14 protein-coding genes are annotated in these 18,525 nt (G+C 49.0%); 1 reads left to right on the top strand and 13 read right to left on the bottom strand.

Translation table 11 applies throughout. From position 1 onward, the window contains the following. Positions 1 to 9 precede the first annotated feature (9 nt). From WMO65_RS03815 to WMO65_RS03780, 8 genes are all read right to left on the bottom strand, one after another. Positions 10 to 2,031 carry an FtsX-like permease family protein gene (locus tag WMO65_RS03815; protein WP_148392655.1) on the bottom strand — a complete coding sequence of 674 codons (2,022 nt, stop codon included), beginning with the start codon at positions 2,029 to 2,031 and terminating at the stop codon, positions 10 to 12. Further along, complete coding sequence (locus WMO65_RS03810) at positions 2,021 to 2,788, bottom strand: ABC transporter ATP-binding protein (RefSeq protein ID WP_033142333.1); 768 nt, start codon at positions 2,786 to 2,788, stop codon at positions 2,021 to 2,023. Before WMO65_RS03810 ends, WMO65_RS03815 begins: the two co-directional genes overlap by 11 nt. Positions 2,789 to 2,927: 139 nt before the next feature. Continuing rightward, positions 2,928 to 3,944, bottom strand: a complete 1,017-nt coding sequence (locus WMO65_RS03805; RefSeq protein ID WP_148392656.1) for a sensor histidine kinase — start codon at positions 3,942 to 3,944, stop codon at positions 2,928 to 2,930. Beyond that, complete coding sequence (locus WMO65_RS03800) at positions 3,941 to 4,606, bottom strand: response regulator transcription factor (protein WP_033142331.1); 666 nt, start codon at positions 4,604 to 4,606, stop codon at positions 3,941 to 3,943. Before WMO65_RS03800 ends, WMO65_RS03805 begins: the two co-directional genes overlap by 4 nt. A gap of 66 nt (positions 4,607 to 4,672) precedes the next feature. Then, a complete protein-coding gene (locus tag WMO65_RS03795; protein ID WP_148392657.1) occupies positions 4,673 to 5,602 on the bottom strand; it encodes a hypothetical protein in 930 nt (309 codons plus the stop codon). Between the two features lie 251 nt (positions 5,603 to 5,853). Beyond that, entirely contained in the window at positions 5,854 to 6,807 is a 954-nt protein-coding gene (locus tag WMO65_RS03790; protein ID WP_033142330.1) for a calcium/sodium antiporter, read from the bottom strand. A gap of 88 nt (positions 6,808 to 6,895) precedes the next feature. Continuing rightward, positions 6,896 to 9,121 carry a thiamine pyrophosphate-dependent enzyme gene (locus WMO65_RS03785; protein ID WP_207708209.1) on the bottom strand — a complete coding sequence of 742 codons (2,226 nt, stop codon included), beginning with the start codon at positions 9,119 to 9,121 and terminating at the stop codon, positions 6,896 to 6,898. Continuing rightward, on the bottom strand, positions 9,121 to 10,215 hold the full coding sequence (locus tag WMO65_RS03780; protein WP_103731693.1) for a 2-oxoacid:acceptor oxidoreductase family protein: 1,095 nt from the start codon (positions 10,213 to 10,215) through the stop codon (positions 9,121 to 9,123). Before WMO65_RS03780 ends, WMO65_RS03785 begins: the two co-directional genes overlap by 1 nt. A 217-nt stretch (positions 10,216 to 10,432) precedes the next feature. On the opposite strand from WMO65_RS03780, the gene WMO65_RS03775 reads away from it, so the two are divergent. Beyond that, complete coding sequence (locus tag WMO65_RS03775; protein WP_033142327.1) at positions 10,433 to 10,822, top strand: desulfoferrodoxin family protein; 390 nt, start codon at positions 10,433 to 10,435, stop codon at positions 10,820 to 10,822. 110 nt (positions 10,823 to 10,932) lie between these two features. On the opposite strand, the gene WMO65_RS03770 is transcribed toward WMO65_RS03775, so the two are convergent. The 5 genes from WMO65_RS03770 to rhaD all read right to left on the bottom strand — a co-directional run bounded on the left by WMO65_RS03770 (position 10,933) and on the right by rhaD (position 18,491). Next, a complete protein-coding gene (locus WMO65_RS03770) occupies positions 10,933 to 11,988 on the bottom strand; it encodes a GNAT family N-acetyltransferase (RefSeq protein WP_148392659.1) in 1,056 nt (351 codons plus the stop codon). A gap of 8 nt (positions 11,989 to 11,996) precedes the next feature. After that, the gene (locus WMO65_RS03765; RefSeq protein WP_033142325.1) at positions 11,997 to 12,926 is read right to left on the bottom strand and encodes a DUF2156 domain-containing protein; all 930 of its coding nucleotides are present in this window, start codon (positions 12,924 to 12,926) and stop codon (positions 11,997 to 11,999) included. A 140-nt stretch (positions 12,927 to 13,066) separates the two neighbouring features. Beyond that, positions 13,067 to 14,101, bottom strand: a complete 1,035-nt coding sequence (locus WMO65_RS03760) for a Gfo/Idh/MocA family protein (RefSeq protein ID WP_033142324.1) — start codon at positions 14,099 to 14,101, stop codon at positions 13,067 to 13,069. A 31-nt stretch (positions 14,102 to 14,132) separates the two neighbouring features. Then, entirely contained in the window at positions 14,133 to 17,411 is a 3,279-nt protein-coding gene (locus WMO65_RS03755; protein ID WP_148392660.1) for a response regulator, read from the bottom strand. Between the two features lie 252 nt (positions 17,412 to 17,663). After that, complete coding sequence (gene rhaD / locus WMO65_RS03750; RefSeq protein ID WP_033142391.1) at positions 17,664 to 18,491, bottom strand: rhamnulose-1-phosphate aldolase; 828 nt, start codon at positions 18,489 to 18,491, stop codon at positions 17,664 to 17,666. Positions 18,492 to 18,525: the final 34 nt, after the last annotated feature.

Here is an 18,525-nt window from a genome sequence, read left to right as displayed (position 1 = left end):
CCCCCTTCTTTATAATTTTAAAATCCGTTTGCTGCCTGAATACGTTGTCATGAAATAAACCGCATATATGACAATCGAAAGTCCTGCTGCAAAAAAGATATTCTGAAATACTTCTCCTTTTGTCAGATATGGAATATTTCTATATGCTCCTGCCATAGTAAATGCCGCGTTGAGGGCCGCCAGGCTAAAGGGCAGACCAAAGTACACTTTCATCTGGGTCATAAGGGATTTTCTCATCAGCTTCTCTCCTGCGCCCATTTTAGACAGAAGAGCATAACGCTTTTCATTTTCCGCTGACTGGGTAAGCTGCTGCAGCGCCAGCACGGCTCCGGCGGTCACCAGAAATATAATACCCAGATAAATTCCCACATAGGAAGAGGTCAACTGGTCTGACATGATCTCCACATTGATGTCTTTCTGACTTATATAGATAAAGTTCTTCGCCTTATTCAGGTCCGCGGTTGCCTCCTCATATGCGATATCCGCATTTCCCTTAAACATGCCATTATTTACTTTCAAATACGGTGTACCTGTTTCAGCCGTCTTCTGCGGCACCACCAGAGTCCCTATATCGCCGAAGATATTACTGTTGTACAGTGTTGTTTCATATATGCCGCCTTCCTTCAGGGTAAGCTCTTTGCCTCCTATCTCAAGCGGCTCCTTCTGCTTCCCGGCATATTCTGACAGGAGGTCTTTCGCATCCGGTTCATTGTAGGTAAATGCATATTCATTTTCTCCTAAAGTGATCGGCTCCAGCTTAAGCAGTTCTCTTACCTTATTGTAATCATCAGCACCTAGCAGCAAAACAGGAGGATCCTCAAAATTTCTTCTTACTTTTGTATTCTCTGTACAGATGGCAAACAGGCTGCTTTCTGTCAGGTTTTCCTGTTCATACATGGTCAGATCCGCAGAACTTTCCAGATACTGCGGAAGTGCTGCCCCCTGCTGCTCCAGCTTCTCCAAAACAGACATCCCGTTCATCTCATCATCCGTGGAATCCCCAAAGTAATAGTACTCAACACTGATGTCATAAGGCGCTGTCTTATCCTTTTTGATGATGGCACTCTGCCCCAGCCCCATGCCTATCCCCATAACGGAAACAGACAAATACATAAGGATACTGACAACTGCAATGGATATCCCGGCTGTTTTTATACGGCTTCCAAGCTGGTTCACGTCAAAGATATGCAGCTTTCTGTAGTAAAACCCCTTTCTCTTCTTCATGATATCTGCGGCAATGCCGGCTGCTGATATAAAAAACAGGACTGTGCCGGCTGCCGCCAGGGCAGCACCTGCTGTCAGGGCTTCCAGAAATTTTGTTTCTGACAGGCAGAATATGAGCAGAAAGGCCGAGACAAAAAGCAGAATGGAGAGGATTCCCAAAAGCACATCTCTTTTCTTTGACTCCGGCACTTCCTCATTCTTTCTGTCCGCATAGAGCAGATCGATCAGCTCCATCTTCTTTAATTCCCGAACATTGAAAAAATGGACGAACGCAAAGGTAAGGCCAAAGAAAATGACAGCAGCCACAGCCGCACCGAAAGAAAATATAAAACTGTAACTGCCTAGCCCCGCCCCTGAGATTCTGGCAGTAATCATGGACAGCACCTGAGATGTGCCGATTCCCAGCAGAAGTCCGGATAGAAGAGCCGCACTGCCAATCTTCATGGTCTCTTTCATCAATAGCCTGCCCACATCTCTTCTGTCCATTCCCAAAGTAAAGTAGACACCAAACTCCTTTTTCCTTCGCTTCATCAAAAAACGGTTGGCATAGGAAACCAGAAATCCAATGATCATACAGGACACAACGGAAACCGCTGCGATCGCCCCCTGGGATGCTGCCAGATAATTGAAAGTGTCCGGGATTCCCAGAATCTCAAACTGGTCTTTGATGGAGTTAAAGGTGTAAAAAAGACATACGGCAAAGGTAAGGGTAAAGAAATAGATAAAGTAATCCTTTGCACTTTTCTTCACATTTTTAGCTGCCAGCTCTTTAAATACTTTTTTTGATATTCTTTTCTTAGAACGCATGACCCTTGTCACCTCCCAGCAGGGAAACTACCTGCATGATCTTGTCAAAAAACTCTCTCCTGGAATCAGCCCCCCGGACCAGCTCATTGAATATCCTGCCGTCCTTCATAAAGAGAATGCGTTTGCAGTGGCTTGCTGTAAAAGCATCATGGGTGACCATCAGGATCGTGGCATGTCTTTCTTCATTTAAAAGTCCCAGGCTGTCCAGAAACATGCCTGCGGATCTGGAATCCAGTGCGCCTGTGGGTTCATCTGCCAGGATCAAGGAGGGGTTGGTAACAATGGCTCTGGCACAGGCAACTCTCTGCTGCTGCCCTCCCGACATCTCATAGGGATACTTCTCCAGGATCTCTCCGATCCCCAGTTCCTGGGCAATTTTGTTGATCTTACCGTCTATTTTCTTCGGATGTTCTCCCAGGATTGCCAGGGCAAGCGCAATATTGTCACGGCCTGTCAGTGTGTCCAGCAGATTAAAGCTCTGGAAAATAAATCCCAGCTCCTCTCTGCGGAATCTGGCAAGGGCGGTTTCCTTCATATCCGTGACGTCCTTTCCATTTACATAAATATGGCCTGCTGTTGCATGGTCAACGGTTGATATACAGTTTAATAGAGTGGTTTTGCCGCTGCCGGAGGCACCCATGATTCCCAGGTATTCTCCTTCCTGTACCTCAAAGCTGATATGATTCACTGCCTTTGTAAGACTGCCTTTATTTTTATAAAATTTTTCAAGATTATCTACTTTTAAAATTGTTTTCATTTCTTCCTGTCTCCTTTCCTGTTCCCTTCTTTATGCACACAGTGTACCATTATTTTTCTGCCGGTAAAACGTGTTTTCATAACATTAAAATTACATTTTTGTAATATAAGAGCACAGTCAAAAAAGCTTCCCAATTCCCTTACTCAGGTATTGAGAAGCTTTTTTTTAATTGAAAGATTAGTTTTGTCCCTTCCCCCTGCTTTGACCGGATCGCCAGAGGAATGTCCATCTTGTCACAGAGTTTTTTACAGAGATACAGCCCCATTCCGGTGGACTTTTGGACCACCCTTCCATTTTCTCCGGTGAATCCTTTTTGAAATACACGGGACAGATCACATGCCGGGATGCCGATTCCGTTGTCTTCCACGGTAAATTCCACCATATCCCCCGCTGTCTCTTCGGCTCTGAAAAAAATGCAGGATTTTTTGCTGCTGTCACTGTATTTTACCGCGTTTGTGACGATCTGGCCCAGAATGAAGACCATCCATTTTGTATCGGTGAGGATTTCGTGATCCAGATTCTCCAGTCTGGGGAGTATCCCTGCCGCCACCATCATTTTCGTGTTCTTTCGGATCACTTCCATCACCATATGTTTCAGACTGACAGGCTGAATGATGTAATCAGACTCCAGACTGCCGCTTTTTGTATAGTATAGCATCTGCTCCACATAGGACTCTATTTTTTCCACCTCTTCCTCCAGGCTAGACGTCAGAGGCCCTCTGTGGTTGTCTATGATCAGGTGTTCCACCGCGATCGGCGTTTTTATTTCATGTGCCCAGGTCTGCACATAGTTTTTGTATTCCATCATCTCAAGCTGCTGGTCCGCGATCACATCGTTTAAGTATTTGCCGTTCCTCTTAATGATCCTGTATAAAAGTCTGCCGTCATAAAAATCAGGCTCCTCTATGATCTCAGACAGATAGGATTTCTCCTCCAGTTCCTGCCAGGTACTTTCCAGATGGTCATAATACTGCTTCTTGCGGAAACAGTCATAACAGGCTGTACAGAAAAGGCCAAGAAAATACAGAACTGCCACAACAGCGATCACCAATTTATCCGTACCCATGATCCAGAGAAACTGGGCCGCTAAAAAGCAGGTTAGAAATCCTGTGCTGATGGCAAACCATTTATCCCTGACATACTCTGAAAATTTCATACCATATACCCCTGTCCCCGTTTTGTGACCAGGTAATGATCCAGGCCCAAATCAGCCAGTTTCTTTCTGAGGCGGTTGATATTAACATTCAGGGTGCTGTCCTCCACAAATTCTTCCATTGCCCACAGACTGCAGATCAAATCTGTGCGGGAAATAATACTCCCTGCATGTTCCATCAGCATTTTCAAAATGCCCATCTCATTTTTTGTCAGATCCGCCTCTCTGCCCTGGAAAGAGATTCTGCTTTTCATAAGGTCAAGGGACAGGCCGTTGTGGGTCAGGACCATGGATGGTTTCCTTCCGTAAGCCCTGTGCAGCACGGTAGCGATATGGGCCAGAAGCACATGCATATTGTAGGGTTTGGTGACAAAATCATCAGCCCCCGCGTGGAGACTCATAAGCTCATCCATATCACTGTCTGAGCTGGTGACAACGATCACAGGCACATCTGTCTGTTTTCTTACCTCCTGGCAGATATAAAATCCGTCCTGTACCGGCAGATTCAAATCCAGCAGCACCAGGTCAGGTGCTTCCCGGAGTATCTGTCCTGCCACATCTTCGAACTGCTCAAGCAGAATACAGGCATACCCCTTTTTCTCCAGGGCACTGCAAAGCTCTTCCCTTATTTTCCTGTCATCCTCCACAATCAGTATTTTTTCCATTTTGTGCCTCCCATGCATGGCCTGCCGGTCTCCGGCTGCAGAATAGGACCTATGTTCTATCGCTTCTTATAAGCCATATTCCTTTAACAGTTCTTCCTGATACGCCGAGTCCTGAACTGCCCTCAGCATATCCTCTTTCTTGTCATCCAGAAGCAGCCGGCGGTTCAGTTCGTTGATACGGTTAATACCTTCACACCGTCCTTCTTCTCGACCTTCTTCTCGACCTTCTTCCCGACCTTCCTCCCGCAGGGTTCTGTTATGCTGTTTTCTATTATAGGTTGTCAGCAACACATTCATCACCTCCGCCCGATTCTGACTCAGGATATCTGCCAGAATATCCTGTTCGATACAAAACTGTACTGCCTGGTCAACGGCAATTTCCAAAGAGAATCCCTGATTCAGCTTATCACGCACTGCCTGAATAAAATATGCATAATCTGACAAACGTTTGCATTTATCCATAATTTCCTGATTATGTCCTTTATTGATATTCAGCACCACAGCCCTGCACTCCAGTGCGGGAGCCTCACCGGTCGTATCGTCAAAAGCATCAGACAGCAAAAGCTCTGATCTATCCGGCACATCCCGGGTTCCGTTATAAAAGATAATATACCTTGGAACAGGAAGGCTTATACGGGTGGAAGAATAGATATCCAGATCCTGCTTTTCAATATATCCCCGAAGCATATCCGCAAAGTATAACAACCCCCTCAAAGGCATATTCGGATTCCAGGTGCTCTGATGTTCATACAGGTTCAAATCACATCCGATCAAAAAAGCCACATCGTTTTTCATTCCCAGATAAATCACATCTTTCAGTGTCATAACAATCAATGCATTGGCGTCTGTATATTCCGTTCCATTCACCGCATTATACAGTGAAAGCAGCTCTTCCCTGTCATGAAAAATCATGCGGAAAAGCCGGTCCTTATATTGCCGGTAAACATGGATCCTGCGGAAAACCGTCTGTATCCCACGTACTAATTTTAATTTCATTTATCCTCCTTCATTGTAACATACACCTGCCAAATGGTACAAGAAAGATTTCAGCCCATAGGCATCACCTGCTTCTTTTCAATTATTTTTCAAGTGGAACTTTTGCAGAACTGCAAAGAACTTTCATTGGCATAGACTGCCATCAGAATAAAAACAGTATAACACAAAGCCTCTCTTATGTCTACACATAAAACAGCAGCAGAACCATTTTCATGACTCCGCTGCTGCCGACTCAAACGAATCCCTTTTTATCACCGCATGATGATATAAGCCGTATATCCCCCATAGAGCACCAGAAGCAGTACTGCTTCTTTTCTGCTGATCTCTTCTCCCTTTTTTGCCAGGAAAAAAAGAAGGATGCTCATAACCAGCAGCACGGCTCCGTCATAGATGGACTCCATACTTATAGTCATCGGGGAGATTGCTGCTGACGCACCAAGGATCAGCAGAATATTAAATATATTGGACCCTATGACATTGCCCATAGCCAGATCATTCTCCCCCTTTGTGGAGGCAACCACAGAAGTTACAAGCTCCGGAAGGGAGGTACCGATCGCCACGATGGTCAGACCAATGAGTGTCTGGCTCATGCCGAAGGCTGCGGCAATCTCACTTGCACTGTCAACCACCAGCTCTCCGCCTATGATGATCATGGCAATACCCAGAACCGCATATACAACACTCCTTACAGGACTGAGCTTTTTGCCGATATTCTCCTCCTCAGGCCGGATGGTGCGGGTCTTCAGTGCTGACTTGATCTGCATATACAGAAATCCCGCGAACAACAGAAGCAGAACCAGCCCCTCCAGGCGTCCGATCTGCAGAACTCCCTTTCCTCCGCCAATGGAAAACATGCAGAATAAAAGCAGCAATCCTGTGACCAGAATAGAAAAGGGCATCTCCTTTTTCAGCAGGCCGCCCTGTATTTTCATGGGGAGGACCACACCGCACACGCCGATCACGGCCAGGCTGTTGAACAGGTTGGAACCAATGACATTACTGATGGCAATATCATTATTTCCTGACAGGGATGCCATGATACTGACCGATGCTTCCGGCGCGCTGGTGCCGAATGCTACAATCGTCAGACCGATGATAATGGACGGAACCCGCAGCGTCTTCGCTATGGAAGAACAGCCGTCCACAAATAAATCCGCTCCCTTTACCAGAAAGACAAAGCCGAGCAGCAGCCAAAGATACATCATATTATTTCCCTCTCTTTTTAAGTTGTAAAATTATGACACAAATTTCCATCATTTCCTATAATATGATGAATACCGCCTCCAGTCAAGTCTAAAGAAGGGGATGTTCCGCCCTGGCCTTCAGGCGTTCCCAGCGTCTGTCCACCTCTGTCTGGATTTCTTCTGCTACCCGGCTGTAGGATTCCTCCGCCAGATGACGTGTCCTGCCCATAAGCTGCAGCCAGTCTGTGACCGGAATCTTCTTCTTCCGTTTCTCCGGATCGTAGTTCAGTGTGGTAATGCCGTTCTCTATCTCATAGAGGGGGAAATAACAGCAGTTCACAGCAGCTTCAATGACCCTTCTCTCCGTGTTCGGTTTATCTCCCCAGTTCAGAGGACAGGCGGACAGTGTCTTTATATATGCTGTGCCGAAACGGGACGCATACTCCCTGGCCTTTGCCGCTTTTTTGATAAAGTCTGCCGGATTGGATTCTGCTGCCGTAGCTGCGTAAGGCAGATTGGCGGCAGCCATGATCATGGGCATATCCTTGTGGAAAAATGTCTTTCCGTACTGCTCTTTTCCAATATGGGACGTGGAACTTTTTGCGCCTTTGGGTGTTGAATAGGACAATTGGTATCCGGTATTCATATACCCCCCGTTGTCATACTCGAAAATGATCAGATGATCATTTCTGAGAGCAGTTCCAAGTGCTGACCCCATGCCGATATCCATACCGCCGTCACCGCTGACCATAACAAAGGTGATCTCCTCATCCGGCAGTTCTCCCCGCTTCCGCCTCTGCCGGAAAGCCTCCACAACTCCTGCCAGCGTGGCGGCGCCGTTCTGGAACAGATTGTGGATATAGGGAACACGGAAAGCGGTCTTTGGATAAGAGGTTGTGACTACCATACCGCAGCCTGTCTGAAACAAAAGCACCACATTTCCCTCAATGCCCTTTAAGAGCAGATTTACATTGACCGGAATGCCGCAGCCGGGGCAGGCGCCGTGTCCGGGAGCCAGACGTTTCGGCATGGCTGTGCTCTCGTTTACTCTTCCTCCCGTCACTTTTATGGTTCCATTCTCCTCCATCCGGCTGGATATATATCCCGGTGATGCATCCTCTTTGCTGATCGGGGCAAAATACTGCTGCACCTGCAGATCTTCCTCTCCGGGATAGACCCCCAGGTAATCAAAAGCTGCTGCCTGTCCGTCCAGACACTGCCGGAAGAGCTCCAGGGCGTCCTGCACATAGAAATCCCTTCCGCCCAGCCCGTAAACGCGGCTTAAAACCCTGGCTTTACTGTTGTGGTCCTTCAGAGCTGCCTTCAGCTCCAGTGTCATGTTGCCTCCTCCGGCACCGTAGCTGTCCTGCCGGTCTGCTGCCAGCACAGTCACTGCGCTTCTGCACAGCTCATACAGTTCCTTCGCAGGGAAAGGCCGCAGGGCGTGAAGGGTCACAACACCCGCCCGTATCCCCTCTTCCCGCATTCGGTCAGCCGCTGTTTTTGCTGTATGATAAGAAGAACCCAGCAGAAATAAGATCACCTCCGCATCCTCATTCCTGTAGCCCTCCGCCAGCGGGTACTTTCTCCCTGACAGGGCTTCATAATCCTCCAGCACCTGGGGGATCACCCTGCGGGCCTGTTCCATAGCAAGATGGAGCTGGTATTTATTGTTGAGCGTATCCGGTTCATTCATATAGGAGCCAATGGACACCGGATGTTCCAAATCCAGCACGGAGTATTCGGCATCGTAAGCGCCGATAAAATCCCCCACGGTTTTGTCATCCTCAAACACGTAGCATTTTTTCTTCTGGTGGCTGGTAAAGAATCCGTCAAAGGCCACGATCACCGGCAGCCTGACCGACTCGGCAATTTTAAGGGCACACAGATTCATATCATAAACCGCCTGTGGAGTATCTGCAAATAAAATGATCCAGCCTGTGTTCAGCGTATACATAATATCACTGTGGTCCCCTTTGATGGACAAGGGGCCTGAGACTGTCCTGCAGGCCACATTGAGTACCATGGGAAAACGGGTACCCGACTGTACCGGAAGCTGTTCCAGCGCGTACAGCAGCCCATTGGCACTGGTGGCATTAAAAACCCTTGCCCCTGCTGCTGACGCGCCGTAGCAGATACCTGCTGCACTGTGCTCTCCCTCCGCTGCGATCAGGGAAATATCATGTTCTCCTTCTGCCTTCATCAAATCCAGGAATTCCGCGATCTGCGTGGACGGGGTGATGGGATAATAGCCCATTACATGGTAATTGATCTGTTTTGCCGCATAAGCCGCCAGTTCATTTCCGCTTTCAAATAATATTTTCTGTCTCTCCATCAAACCAGCCCTCCATCCATTCTCCGCTCTTCCAGATAAGAATCGCTCGTCACCCAGGAATTTGCCCCTGCATCCTCAAATTCCAGATGATCCACGATCAGATCCTTGTTTCTGACAAACCATTTTTTATCCGGGTGTTCTCTCTCAATCCCCTGCACCAGAGCGTTGACAGGGCATACATCCACACACCGCAGGCATCCCTTGCAGTGATGATAGTCAAGACCTTTGTTGACCATTGCCTCTCTGCCCTTGTATTCCCCCTTCACGAACTGAAAGACCATATCAGGGCATGTGGAATCGCACAGGCCGCAGTTGATACATCTGTCCTGGATGAACAGGGGAATGTATCCTTCCCTGGACGCGGAGAGATCATTGGATACCGTACTCCCATAGCGGGTGTTTACGCCTCCGTACGGAGCATTTTTATAGCCCCACCGGTTCTGTACCTCTGTGTAGGGAACCTTTTCATATCTGCCGTCAGGAGAAAAATGTACCTCCTCCGCCGACTCATATCCCCGTTTCACACCCTCCAGATTCCGCTCCAGAAGTGCGGGATACTTCTTTCCCACCGTGTCTCTTACCAGATCATACACCCGTTCCGGCGGTATGAATCCGGCGGCTTTTACAATGGCTCCAAGCATCACCATGTTTACCCGGCTTTTGCTCTCCATGGCGATTTTCAGGGCATCCACTGCATAGACACTGCCTGCGTAAAGCTTCAGATCATCCCTGAGCGTTTCCGGTGACTCCGGGGAATTGATCACAACTTTCGTCTCCTCCAGAACACCTGCTGTGACCGGCAGTTTCCCCGCGAGGGCTTCGTGAAAGAGGCCCAGGATATGGGGCTTTTCCACTGGACTGCTGATGCGGATTTCCCTGTCCGGCGCACACCAGCGGATGAATGCCTTTACCGGTGACCCTCTCTTCTCAGAACCATAGCTGGAAAAACTGGATGCATTGAGCCCCAGATACGATGCCCCCAATTCTCCCAAAAGCTTTCCGCACAGGTTTGCACCGAGGCCGCCTATACTCTCCAGGCGAATCTCATAGCATCCCTCTTCGTTGACAATGGGCAGATTTATTTTTTCATCCATTTGCATTCTCTCCTTCTTCTCAGTTACCACTTATTATCCATAAAATCACAAAAGTTATACCAAAAGAATGCACGGACCATGTCAAAGGAAACACATAAACATCACGTTCTGTGGGAATGACTATAAGGCATCCGGTCCATCGCGGAGCGATTTTTAATGGCCGGATGCGTAACAGTTCGGCTTGTCCGAACTATTACAGACAAGGAGGTAATAAATCATGAATGAACCGCATTTTTACAGCAGAGAAGGATGCAGCACACTGATCGAAGTCATCTGTGCAGATCCAAAAGCCAGCTTTTCCTGCTGCGGAGAAGAGCTGACGGAATTAACGGCCAACACATCCGAAGGAGCCTCTGAAAAGCATCTTCCGGTTGTGGAGCAGAACGGAAATACGGTCACCGTAAATGTCGGAAGTATTGCCCATCCCATGACAGAGGAACACAGCATCGGCTTTATCTGTCTGGAAACGGAAAAGGGCCTGCAGAGAGTCCGTTTAAAGTCAGACGGCGATCCCAAAGCCTGCTTTGCCCTCACAGAGGGGGACAAACCCGTGGCAGCCTACGCATACTGTAATCTGCACGGATTTTGGAAAACAGAGATCCATTAGAGCGCATCTTAAAAAAGCTCCGGTCCAAAGGGTGTAAAACCTTTTGAACCGGAGCTTTTTTGAAAAATGTTTTCAACAGGCCGTGCATCACTGTCTGCAGGAGTTGCGGCTTAAACCACTTCATCTAAAAACACACCCCGGATAGGACGGATAAACACGGCTTCTGCCGGAATCTTCCCGGGCACACGGTATCCGAAAAGCCAGGCCGTCAGATCCCGGATGTGGATTTTTATGATTCCGGAGGTGTCTTTTCCGTCTTCTGCCGCAGACATACGTTCAAGAAAAGATGCAGTCCGGTCAAGGGTCCAGCGAAACACTCCCTGATTCTCCGCTAACAGCTCATCCGTTATTTCCAGACAGAAGACCAGACGTTCTGCAGGCGCTTCCTCCGCCAGGCGGATCACCTTCACAAAATCAGGCAGGCTCACGATCCTTGCCATAACAGCGGGTCTGGCCCTGCCCTTTTCCCGTAACAGGGGAGGTTCTGCCAGCAGAAGGCGCTGCTCCTGCCCGTCAAGGCCCCATGTCCCCAAAAAACCGGCGGTTTTCCCCTTCTCCTGAATCTCCTCCAAAGTTCCGTTCTCACTTTCCATCTCTTTTACAAGACGCCTCATATATTCCGCATCACGTCTGGTGAAAACTTCATACCTCTTTCCAAGCCACCGTTCCATCCATCTGCCTGCGCTCTCCATAAGTTCCTCTGATGCACCACCGGTGATCTGACGCACTGCCAGTGTGCTGTCCTGAATCCGCATTGCCGGCAGTTCCCATTCAGGCTGGTCAAAAATAAAAGTAAAACCAAAAGGAAGATAAATCTCTTTTGCCGCGGGCATAAGAAAAGAAAAGGGCATCCCCTCTGCTCTCATATCCGCCAGCGCCCGCTCCATAAGCCTGCGCATATATCCTCTTCGCCGCCCAGCCTCTGCTGTGGCAACGCCTACGATATAATCGCATTTCCACAGCCTGTCCCCTGCATAGACCTCATAGGGATTTCTGTGGAGCATGGAGAGGATTCTGCCGTTTTCCTCAAGAACCAGAATCCGGTTGTCCTTTGTCTTTTCTTCCATATAATAATCCACAAAAGATGCCGAATCCTCCGGGAATGCCTCCTCCCAGAGACTCCTGCACCTTTTTTTCTCAGAACTGTCCAGATACCGCACTTCCATGCCGCACCTCACACTTCTGCCTTGAAATCAATCTGTCTGACTTCATATTTTCTGGCAAATCCCACGGGATTGTAAGACATCTTCGCCTTTCTCAGCCCTTCGATGCCCAGGTCATCCTCGCGGTTTATAAGCTCTGCCTCCGGAAATTCAGCCAGAAGAAACTGCTGGTTAATGAACTGGTACAGTCCGCGTATCTCAGGGTTGGCCTTCTCTATATGAATCACTGCCATATTCTCCAGCGGATTATAGCTGCCAATGGTGAACGCTTCCAATTTGCCGTCAATATAGACACCGCCCATGCGGACCTGGAGATTGGAGCAGTTCTTCAGGATCTCATGTATGCCTTCCACCTCGTAGTCCAGGTGTTCTTCCACTTCCTCCCCCTTCTGCTCTCTCCAGTGGTCCAGGAATTTCCACACATCCCCTCTGTCGGAACAGCAGAGACGGCGGTATTCATACCTGCCCTCATATGCCCTCTTAAATCCGTTGAGATGATTTTTTTTCTTATGCAGCTTCTTTCCGGACAATCTCCTCATAGCATCCCCGTCATACAGATAATCCTTCAAATCCTCCTGCTCTGTCACAAGAAATCTGTCTTTCTGCTCCATAAGCCCAAGAGCCATCACTGCCTCCTCATCGGCAAGATGGATGTATAAAGGTTTCTTCAGCACTGTATTAAAATACTCCACAATCTCACCAAAGTAATGTTCCAGATCTTCCTGACTGCAGATCGGCATAGCTGTCCCTGTAATGCCGTCGTTCTCCATCAGCCACTGAATCGCCCTGCCGTCACTGACTGCAAAACGGACACCGTAAAGTTTGCTCCAGATGAAGCTGTCCAGAAACACGCTGTCACACGTTTTATTCGGCCGCCTGCAAAAAAGAGGGGTGAGTCTGTCTATATCTTCTGCTTCTACCGGTTTAAAATGTAAATCCATTCTGTCCTCCATATCTGAAAATCATAGTATCTGTCCAACAGGCCTGCGCACTTACTGCGCTGACCGTATATGTTTATCTATAACATTTTTTTCAGATTATATACTATATTCAGAAATATGAAAAGGGACTTCGTCACATTTTAATCGTAATGCACCTCCACCGGCATGCCTTTTTCTGCTGATTCCATAATAGCCAAAATGGCGATGGCGGTTCTTCTGGCATCCTCCATGGAGACACGGAACTCTCTGCCGTCCACCAGGCGATCAATAAAATCGCGGATACTTTCATAGGAAAGTCCCTTGCAGCGGTCAAAGACCCGGTTGGATACCAGGATATCCGGCGTGCTGGCTTTCTCCTCCGTCACCTCCTGGATCAGGTTATGACTGGACAGATCCATATTGATCATGCCTTTTGTGCAGAGAACGCTGAATTTGTAATCATTCACATTGGTATTTCCATTGGGGGTGATCCATCCGTTTTCCATATGGGCGATGCCGCCGTGCTCAAACTCTATGGTGGTCAGGTAGATATCATCGGTATCCACGCCCATTTCCTCCAGGATTCCTTTCCGCTTCACAGCGTAGACACGTTTTACCTCATCCTGAAAGATCCAGCGCAGAGTGTCAAGGCTGTGGCTGCCCAGAAACCAGAGGATTGAGGACCTGGAAGCCCAGGAAAGCATATCGGTCGCCACCCATTTTACATCGCTGTGGCGGATATAGCCTGTGTAAGGTGTTCCCAGTTTTCCCGACTCCACCTCCTGCTTGGCTGTGTTGAAGGGAGGATTCCACCGGTTGTGCAGGTCCACCATGCAGCGCACATGGTTCTCCCGCACGGCCTTGCAGATTCTCTCAATGTCCTCCCTGGTGGTTGCCAGTGGTTTTTCGATCAAAATATCCTTGCCCGCATTTGCCATTGCCACCGCAATGTCCGCATGGGCAAAGTCCGGCGTCACAATGGCTACCGCGTCCACATCCGGGTCTGCTGCCAGACTGTGATAGTCTGTGTACACCTTCCCGATCCCGTATTTATCTGCGATCTCTCTGGCGCGCTCCTCCCTGCTGTCACAGATAGCTACGGGATCAGCGCAGATATGCTCCGCATAGATAGATGCGTGTGTCTGTCCCCAGGTGCCTGCCCCCACAATACCCATTCTGATTTTCTTCAACTCCATAAAAATTCCCTCCTGTAAAAACGATTCTCTCTTACTGCCAGATTGTCTGCAGCTCCTCCAAAAGTGCCTTTACCTCCAGCGGCTTCACCAGATATCCCGTCATTCCCGCCTCATAGGCCTGCGCCTTGTCCTCATCAAACGCATTTGCCGTCATGGCCAAAATCGGGACCATTCCCCCTTTGTGTTTTTCCAGATCCCGTATTCTTCTGCAAGCCTCCAGACCGTTCATGACCGGCATACGGATATCCATCAGTACCGCTGAATAATACCCTTTCGGTGCCTTTTCAAATGCCGCTACAGCCTCAGCACCGTTTTCGGCTGTATCTGTCTGTATTCCGTGCATCTCCAGAAGAGACTGGGCGATCTCCCGGTTCAGGTCATTGTCTTCCACCAGAAGAACGCGGCGGTCCCCAAAATCCTGTTTTTCCATCTCCGCTTCCCTGCTCACCCCGCACGCTGTCCCCAGCCTGGAGAACGTATCAAAAATAGTGGAACGGAAAAGTGGCTTTGCGATAAAGAAATTGGCCCCTGCCTGTCTGGCCTCCTCCTCTATGCTGCTCCAGTCGTATGCAGATATGATGATGATCATGGTCTCTGTCCCGGTCAGTGCCCGGATGCGGCGTGTTGTCTCAACACCGTCCATATCCGGCATCCTCCAGTCAATCATGGCCACATCTATGGTCCTTCCCTCTGAAACGGCATCACTGACCTGCTTTACAGCCTCACGGCCGGAAGTCACCCAGATGGAGTGGGCGCCTATCTCCTCCAGAATGGCGGATGTCTGCTCACACACCAGCTCATCGTCATCCACCACCAGAACCTCCACATCTTTCATAAGCTCTCTGGTCTTCCGTCTGCACTCTTCCTCCTCATCGTCATCCACCAGACCGAGAGGAAGGCATACCGTAAATCTGCTTCCCTCGCCCTTACGGCTCTCCGCCCGGATACTGCCGCCCATAAGCTGGACCAGATTATAGACAATGGAAAGCCCAAGGCCGCTGCCCACATTGTTTCTGGCGCTCTCTGAACTCTCCTGCTCAAAGGGCTGGAAAATGCGCTTCATAAATTCCTCCGACATACCAATGCCGTTATCCTCAACCATAAGGCATACATAGGCATGTCCATTGGTACGTTTTTCCTCCCGGGTACACACAAGGATCTTTCCTCCTGCCGGTGTGAACTTCAGGGCATTGGACAGCAGGTTCATAAGTATCTGTTTGATCCTCAGGGCATCCCCCACATAGTAATGTTCAATGGGTTCAATCTGCCGGGCCTCAAAATCTATCATTGCCTCCACAGCCTGGGGATAGATAATGGAGGAGATTTCTTCGTACAGCTCAGCGAAATTAAATTTTCTGCTGTTGATCTCCATTTTTCCGGTCTCTATCCTGGACATATCCAGAATATCGTTGATCAGGGACAGCAGATATCTGGATGAAGCGTCAATTTTCCGGAAACAGTCCTGGACTCTGGGTGTTTCCTCAATTTTCATCTGTCCGATGGTGCTCATGCCGATAATGGCGTTCATGGGAGTTCTGATATCATGGCTCATTCTGGACAGGAAGTCCGATTTGGCGCTATTTGCCGCTTTGGCTGCTGCCAGTGCATCACGTAAGAGCTGCTCCTGTCTGGCCTGCTCTGCTCTCTGGCTGTCAAGCACCTTCACCAGCTCTATGGCCAGTACATCTGTCCCTACAGGATTTTCCACGCAGATAAGCTGTATGGATATCCAGTGGTATTTTCCGTCGTGGCCCTTTTCCTGCATTTCCATGTAAAGCTCCCGCTCGCCGTTTTTAAACCGTTTCAGAACGGATTCCCTTCCGGAAAATTTCTCAAAATCTTCTCTGTAAGAGGGATAGATATCCTCCAGCGTCCGTTTCTGCATCTCTTCATAATTCCCGGTCCTGGCAAACGGGCAGTACTGTTCCTCAATAAAACAGTTGTAAGTATTCTTGGTCAGGTTAACACTCATGATCAGAGGATATGCCGTGCAGGTAGCTGCCCGCAGGGACTGGTTTTCAATTCTCTGCTCCAGCTCCTGCGCTGCCTGCAGTAGATGCATCCGCGTAATATCCGTAAAGATAGCCTGCACAACATCCACGCCGTCCGCATTGACCAGACGTTCCATGATCACACTGATCCACATAGGCGCCCCGTCTTTTCTTCTTGCCTGTCTTGTGTAGGTCACAGTACCGCCGCCCACACGCAGGCTGAGTATCTTCTTTTCTATTTTTTTCCTCTCGTCTTCCAGAACCATCAGAAGCGGACTATAGTATTTTTCTCTGTACTCCTCCTCAGATTCATAGCCGTAAGATTCCCAGACTCTCCGGTTGACATTGACGATGCGGTACGGCGGCTCCGGTTCAAACTGCAGAATACCGCAGGGTATGGAATCATAAAGCTGCATGAGAAAACGTGTCTGCCGGGCAGCTTCTCTTCCCGCCAGTTCAGCCTGGAGTTCTCTCTCCTTCTTCTCTGATATATCCGCGATGAAGCAGTAGATCACTTCCTCCCCGTCCTCATCCCACACACGTTTCCCCATGTCCGATGCCCAGAACCAGCTTCCGTCCTTTTTCATGACACGATATTCCACATAATAGAGATCACTCTTTGCCAGACTTTCTTCTGCCAGCCTCCTCATACCGCTGTAATCTTCCGGCAGTATAAAGCCCCTGCAGCAGTTTTTAGTACACTCGCTGAATTCCTCAGGCCCCACATAGCCCATGAGACTGCACAAATTATCACTGATCCACTTGGCAGAATACACCTCATCCCTGCGGCAGATCATCATTCCGCCGGGAAGCTGAGACAGCATCAGCTCTATCTGTCTGTCCTTATCCGCCAGCTTTTCTTCCAGCTTTCTGTAAGCATCCCTGCCCGCCTGAACCGGAAACAGCTCTCCCTCCTGGATATCCGAAAAATCCACGGAATTATGGATATGAACCGTCTTCAGCTCATCCCCCACTAACCGAAAGATAAATGTAATCCTCTGATGCGTCTTAAAATACAGCCCGGTATCCTCTCCCGGCTGAATCCAACTGTCCCCCTCACAGAGAAAGCAATCCCCGGAAAGCGCCCTTGTCACATACCGCTCCCCGTACATATGACAGCGCGCCAGATCTTCCCTGCCCTCCAGAAAACAGGCTGCCACAGCCTCCTTCCCCTCTGCCCGCTGCTGCGGCCCGGCCCCCAGCCAGACAATATCGTCATCAAACGTAGATATCAGAAACTCCACATCCGACTCACAAAAATATCTTCTCAAAATCAGCGAGGCAAACCCCTCTACTCTCTCCTGCATCTCATCATACATACGATTATCTCCTTACAAACCGTCACCCCGGCCGTTCCAATTTCCCTAATGATACTATTGTATCATTTAATCCGGCAGGATTCCATAAAAAATCCCTCCCATCCTCCATATTTAAGAAACTCAAAAAATCCCTCCTCTTCTCATCTCACTTACCGCCCTATAAAACCAGGTGAAAGGGGTACGGCAGAAGGCGGCTGGCAGAGGGGCCCAAAAAAGAGGCCCCTCCGGTCCCCCAGAGTAAGCCTCTTCCCTCTATTTTTCAAACAAAAATCTCTCCGGCAGCTCCACCTTAAAATCCACCGCCAAATCCCTGAAATTCTCCGCAGTGATCGTCTGCAGCTTATCCGGCCTCATAGACAGCATCTTCACCAGAATCTCCGCCGACTTTTCAACTGTATGCATCAGCCCAAAAGTCAGATCAAAATCCTCCCCTGAGCAAAACATCCCATGATGCGCCCAAACAGCCACATCATACTTTTTCATCAGTTCACTGGTAGCAACCGCAATCTCTCTTCCGCCCGGTACCATCCAGCCCACAACGCCGATTCCATCCGGGAATACCACAGGACACTCGGTTGCCATTTCCCACAGCTCCCTGGTAAACACTTCATCCTTCAACGGCAGAACAAATGTAAGTGCGATCACATTTGTAGTATGCGCATGGTAGATCACCCTGTGCTTCCCGCCGGTCGCCTGCATCTTTACCTCATGATTCATCAGATGGGACGGCAGTTCACTGGTAGGTCTTCCCCCGTTCACCAGCCCCCAGCAGATGCGGTAATTTTCACCCTTGTCATCCAGCTCGATCACGGCAATAGAATCCTCCGGGTCGCTCATAACATTGCGGAAGTACTTCCCGCTCCCTGTCACCAGAAAATACTCCCCGGCCAGTGCGGGAACCGCTGTCCCGATCTCCTTCCACTCTCCATCCTCTGACAGCTCTTCCCTTATGGACTCTGCTTCCTCTTTTTTCATACGGTAAGTCAGATTTCCGCCGTTTCTCTCATGCCATCCCTGGTTCCAGCCGTCATCTGCCATTCTCATAAAGCCCTGTACAAATTTTGCTTCTAATACTCTCATTTTTCCTGTTCCTTTCTTTCACCTCTATGGATAA

The organism is Blautia caccae (assembly GCF_040095955.1).
Classification (GTDB): Bacteria; Bacillota; Clostridia; order Lachnospirales; family Lachnospiraceae; genus Blautia; species Blautia celeris.
This window is presented reverse-complemented; position numbering and strand designations above follow the sequence as displayed.

Coding starts and splice junctions, on each gene's coding strand:
- WMO65_RS03815 (WP_148392655.1), bottom strand. CDS start 2,031: ATGCGTTCTAAGAAAAGAATATCAAAAAAAGTATTTAAAGAGCTGGCA.
- WMO65_RS03810 (WP_033142333.1), bottom strand. CDS start 2,788: ATGAAAACAATTTTAAAAGTAGATAATCTTGAAAAATTTTATAAAAAT.
- WMO65_RS03805 (WP_148392656.1), bottom strand. CDS start 3,944: ATGAAATTTTCAGAGTATGTCAGGGATAAATGGTTTGCCATCAGCACA.
- WMO65_RS03800 (WP_033142331.1), bottom strand. CDS start 4,606: ATGGAAAAAATACTGATTGTGGAGGATGACAGGAAAATAAGGGAAGAG.
- WMO65_RS03795 (WP_148392657.1), bottom strand. CDS start 5,602: ATGAAATTAAAATTAGTACGTGGGATACAGACGGTTTTCCGCAGGATC.
- WMO65_RS03790 (WP_033142330.1), bottom strand. CDS start 6,807: ATGATGTATCTTTGGCTGCTGCTCGGCTTTGTCTTTCTGGTAAAGGGA.
- WMO65_RS03785 (WP_207708209.1), bottom strand. CDS start 9,121: ATGGAGAGACAGAAAATATTATTTGAAAGCGGAAATGAACTGGCGGCT.
- WMO65_RS03780 (WP_103731693.1), bottom strand. CDS start 10,215: ATGGATGAAAAAATAAATCTGCCCATTGTCAACGAAGAGGGATGCTAT.
- WMO65_RS03775 (WP_033142327.1), top strand. CDS start 10,433: ATGAATGAACCGCATTTTTACAGCAGAGAAGGATGCAGCACACTGATC.
- WMO65_RS03770 (WP_148392659.1), bottom strand. CDS start 11,988: ATGGAAGTGCGGTATCTGGACAGTTCTGAGAAAAAAAGGTGCAGGAGT.
- WMO65_RS03765 (WP_033142325.1), bottom strand. CDS start 12,926: ATGGATTTACATTTTAAACCGGTAGAAGCAGAAGATATAGACAGACTC.
- WMO65_RS03760 (WP_033142324.1), bottom strand. CDS start 14,101: ATGGAGTTGAAGAAAATCAGAATGGGTATTGTGGGGGCAGGCACCTGG.
- WMO65_RS03755 (WP_148392660.1), bottom strand. CDS start 17,411: ATGTATGATGAGATGCAGGAGAGAGTAGAGGGGTTTGCCTCGCTGATT.
- rhaD (WP_033142391.1), bottom strand. CDS start 18,491: ATGAGAGTATTAGAAGCAAAATTTGTACAGGGCTTTATGAGAATGGCA.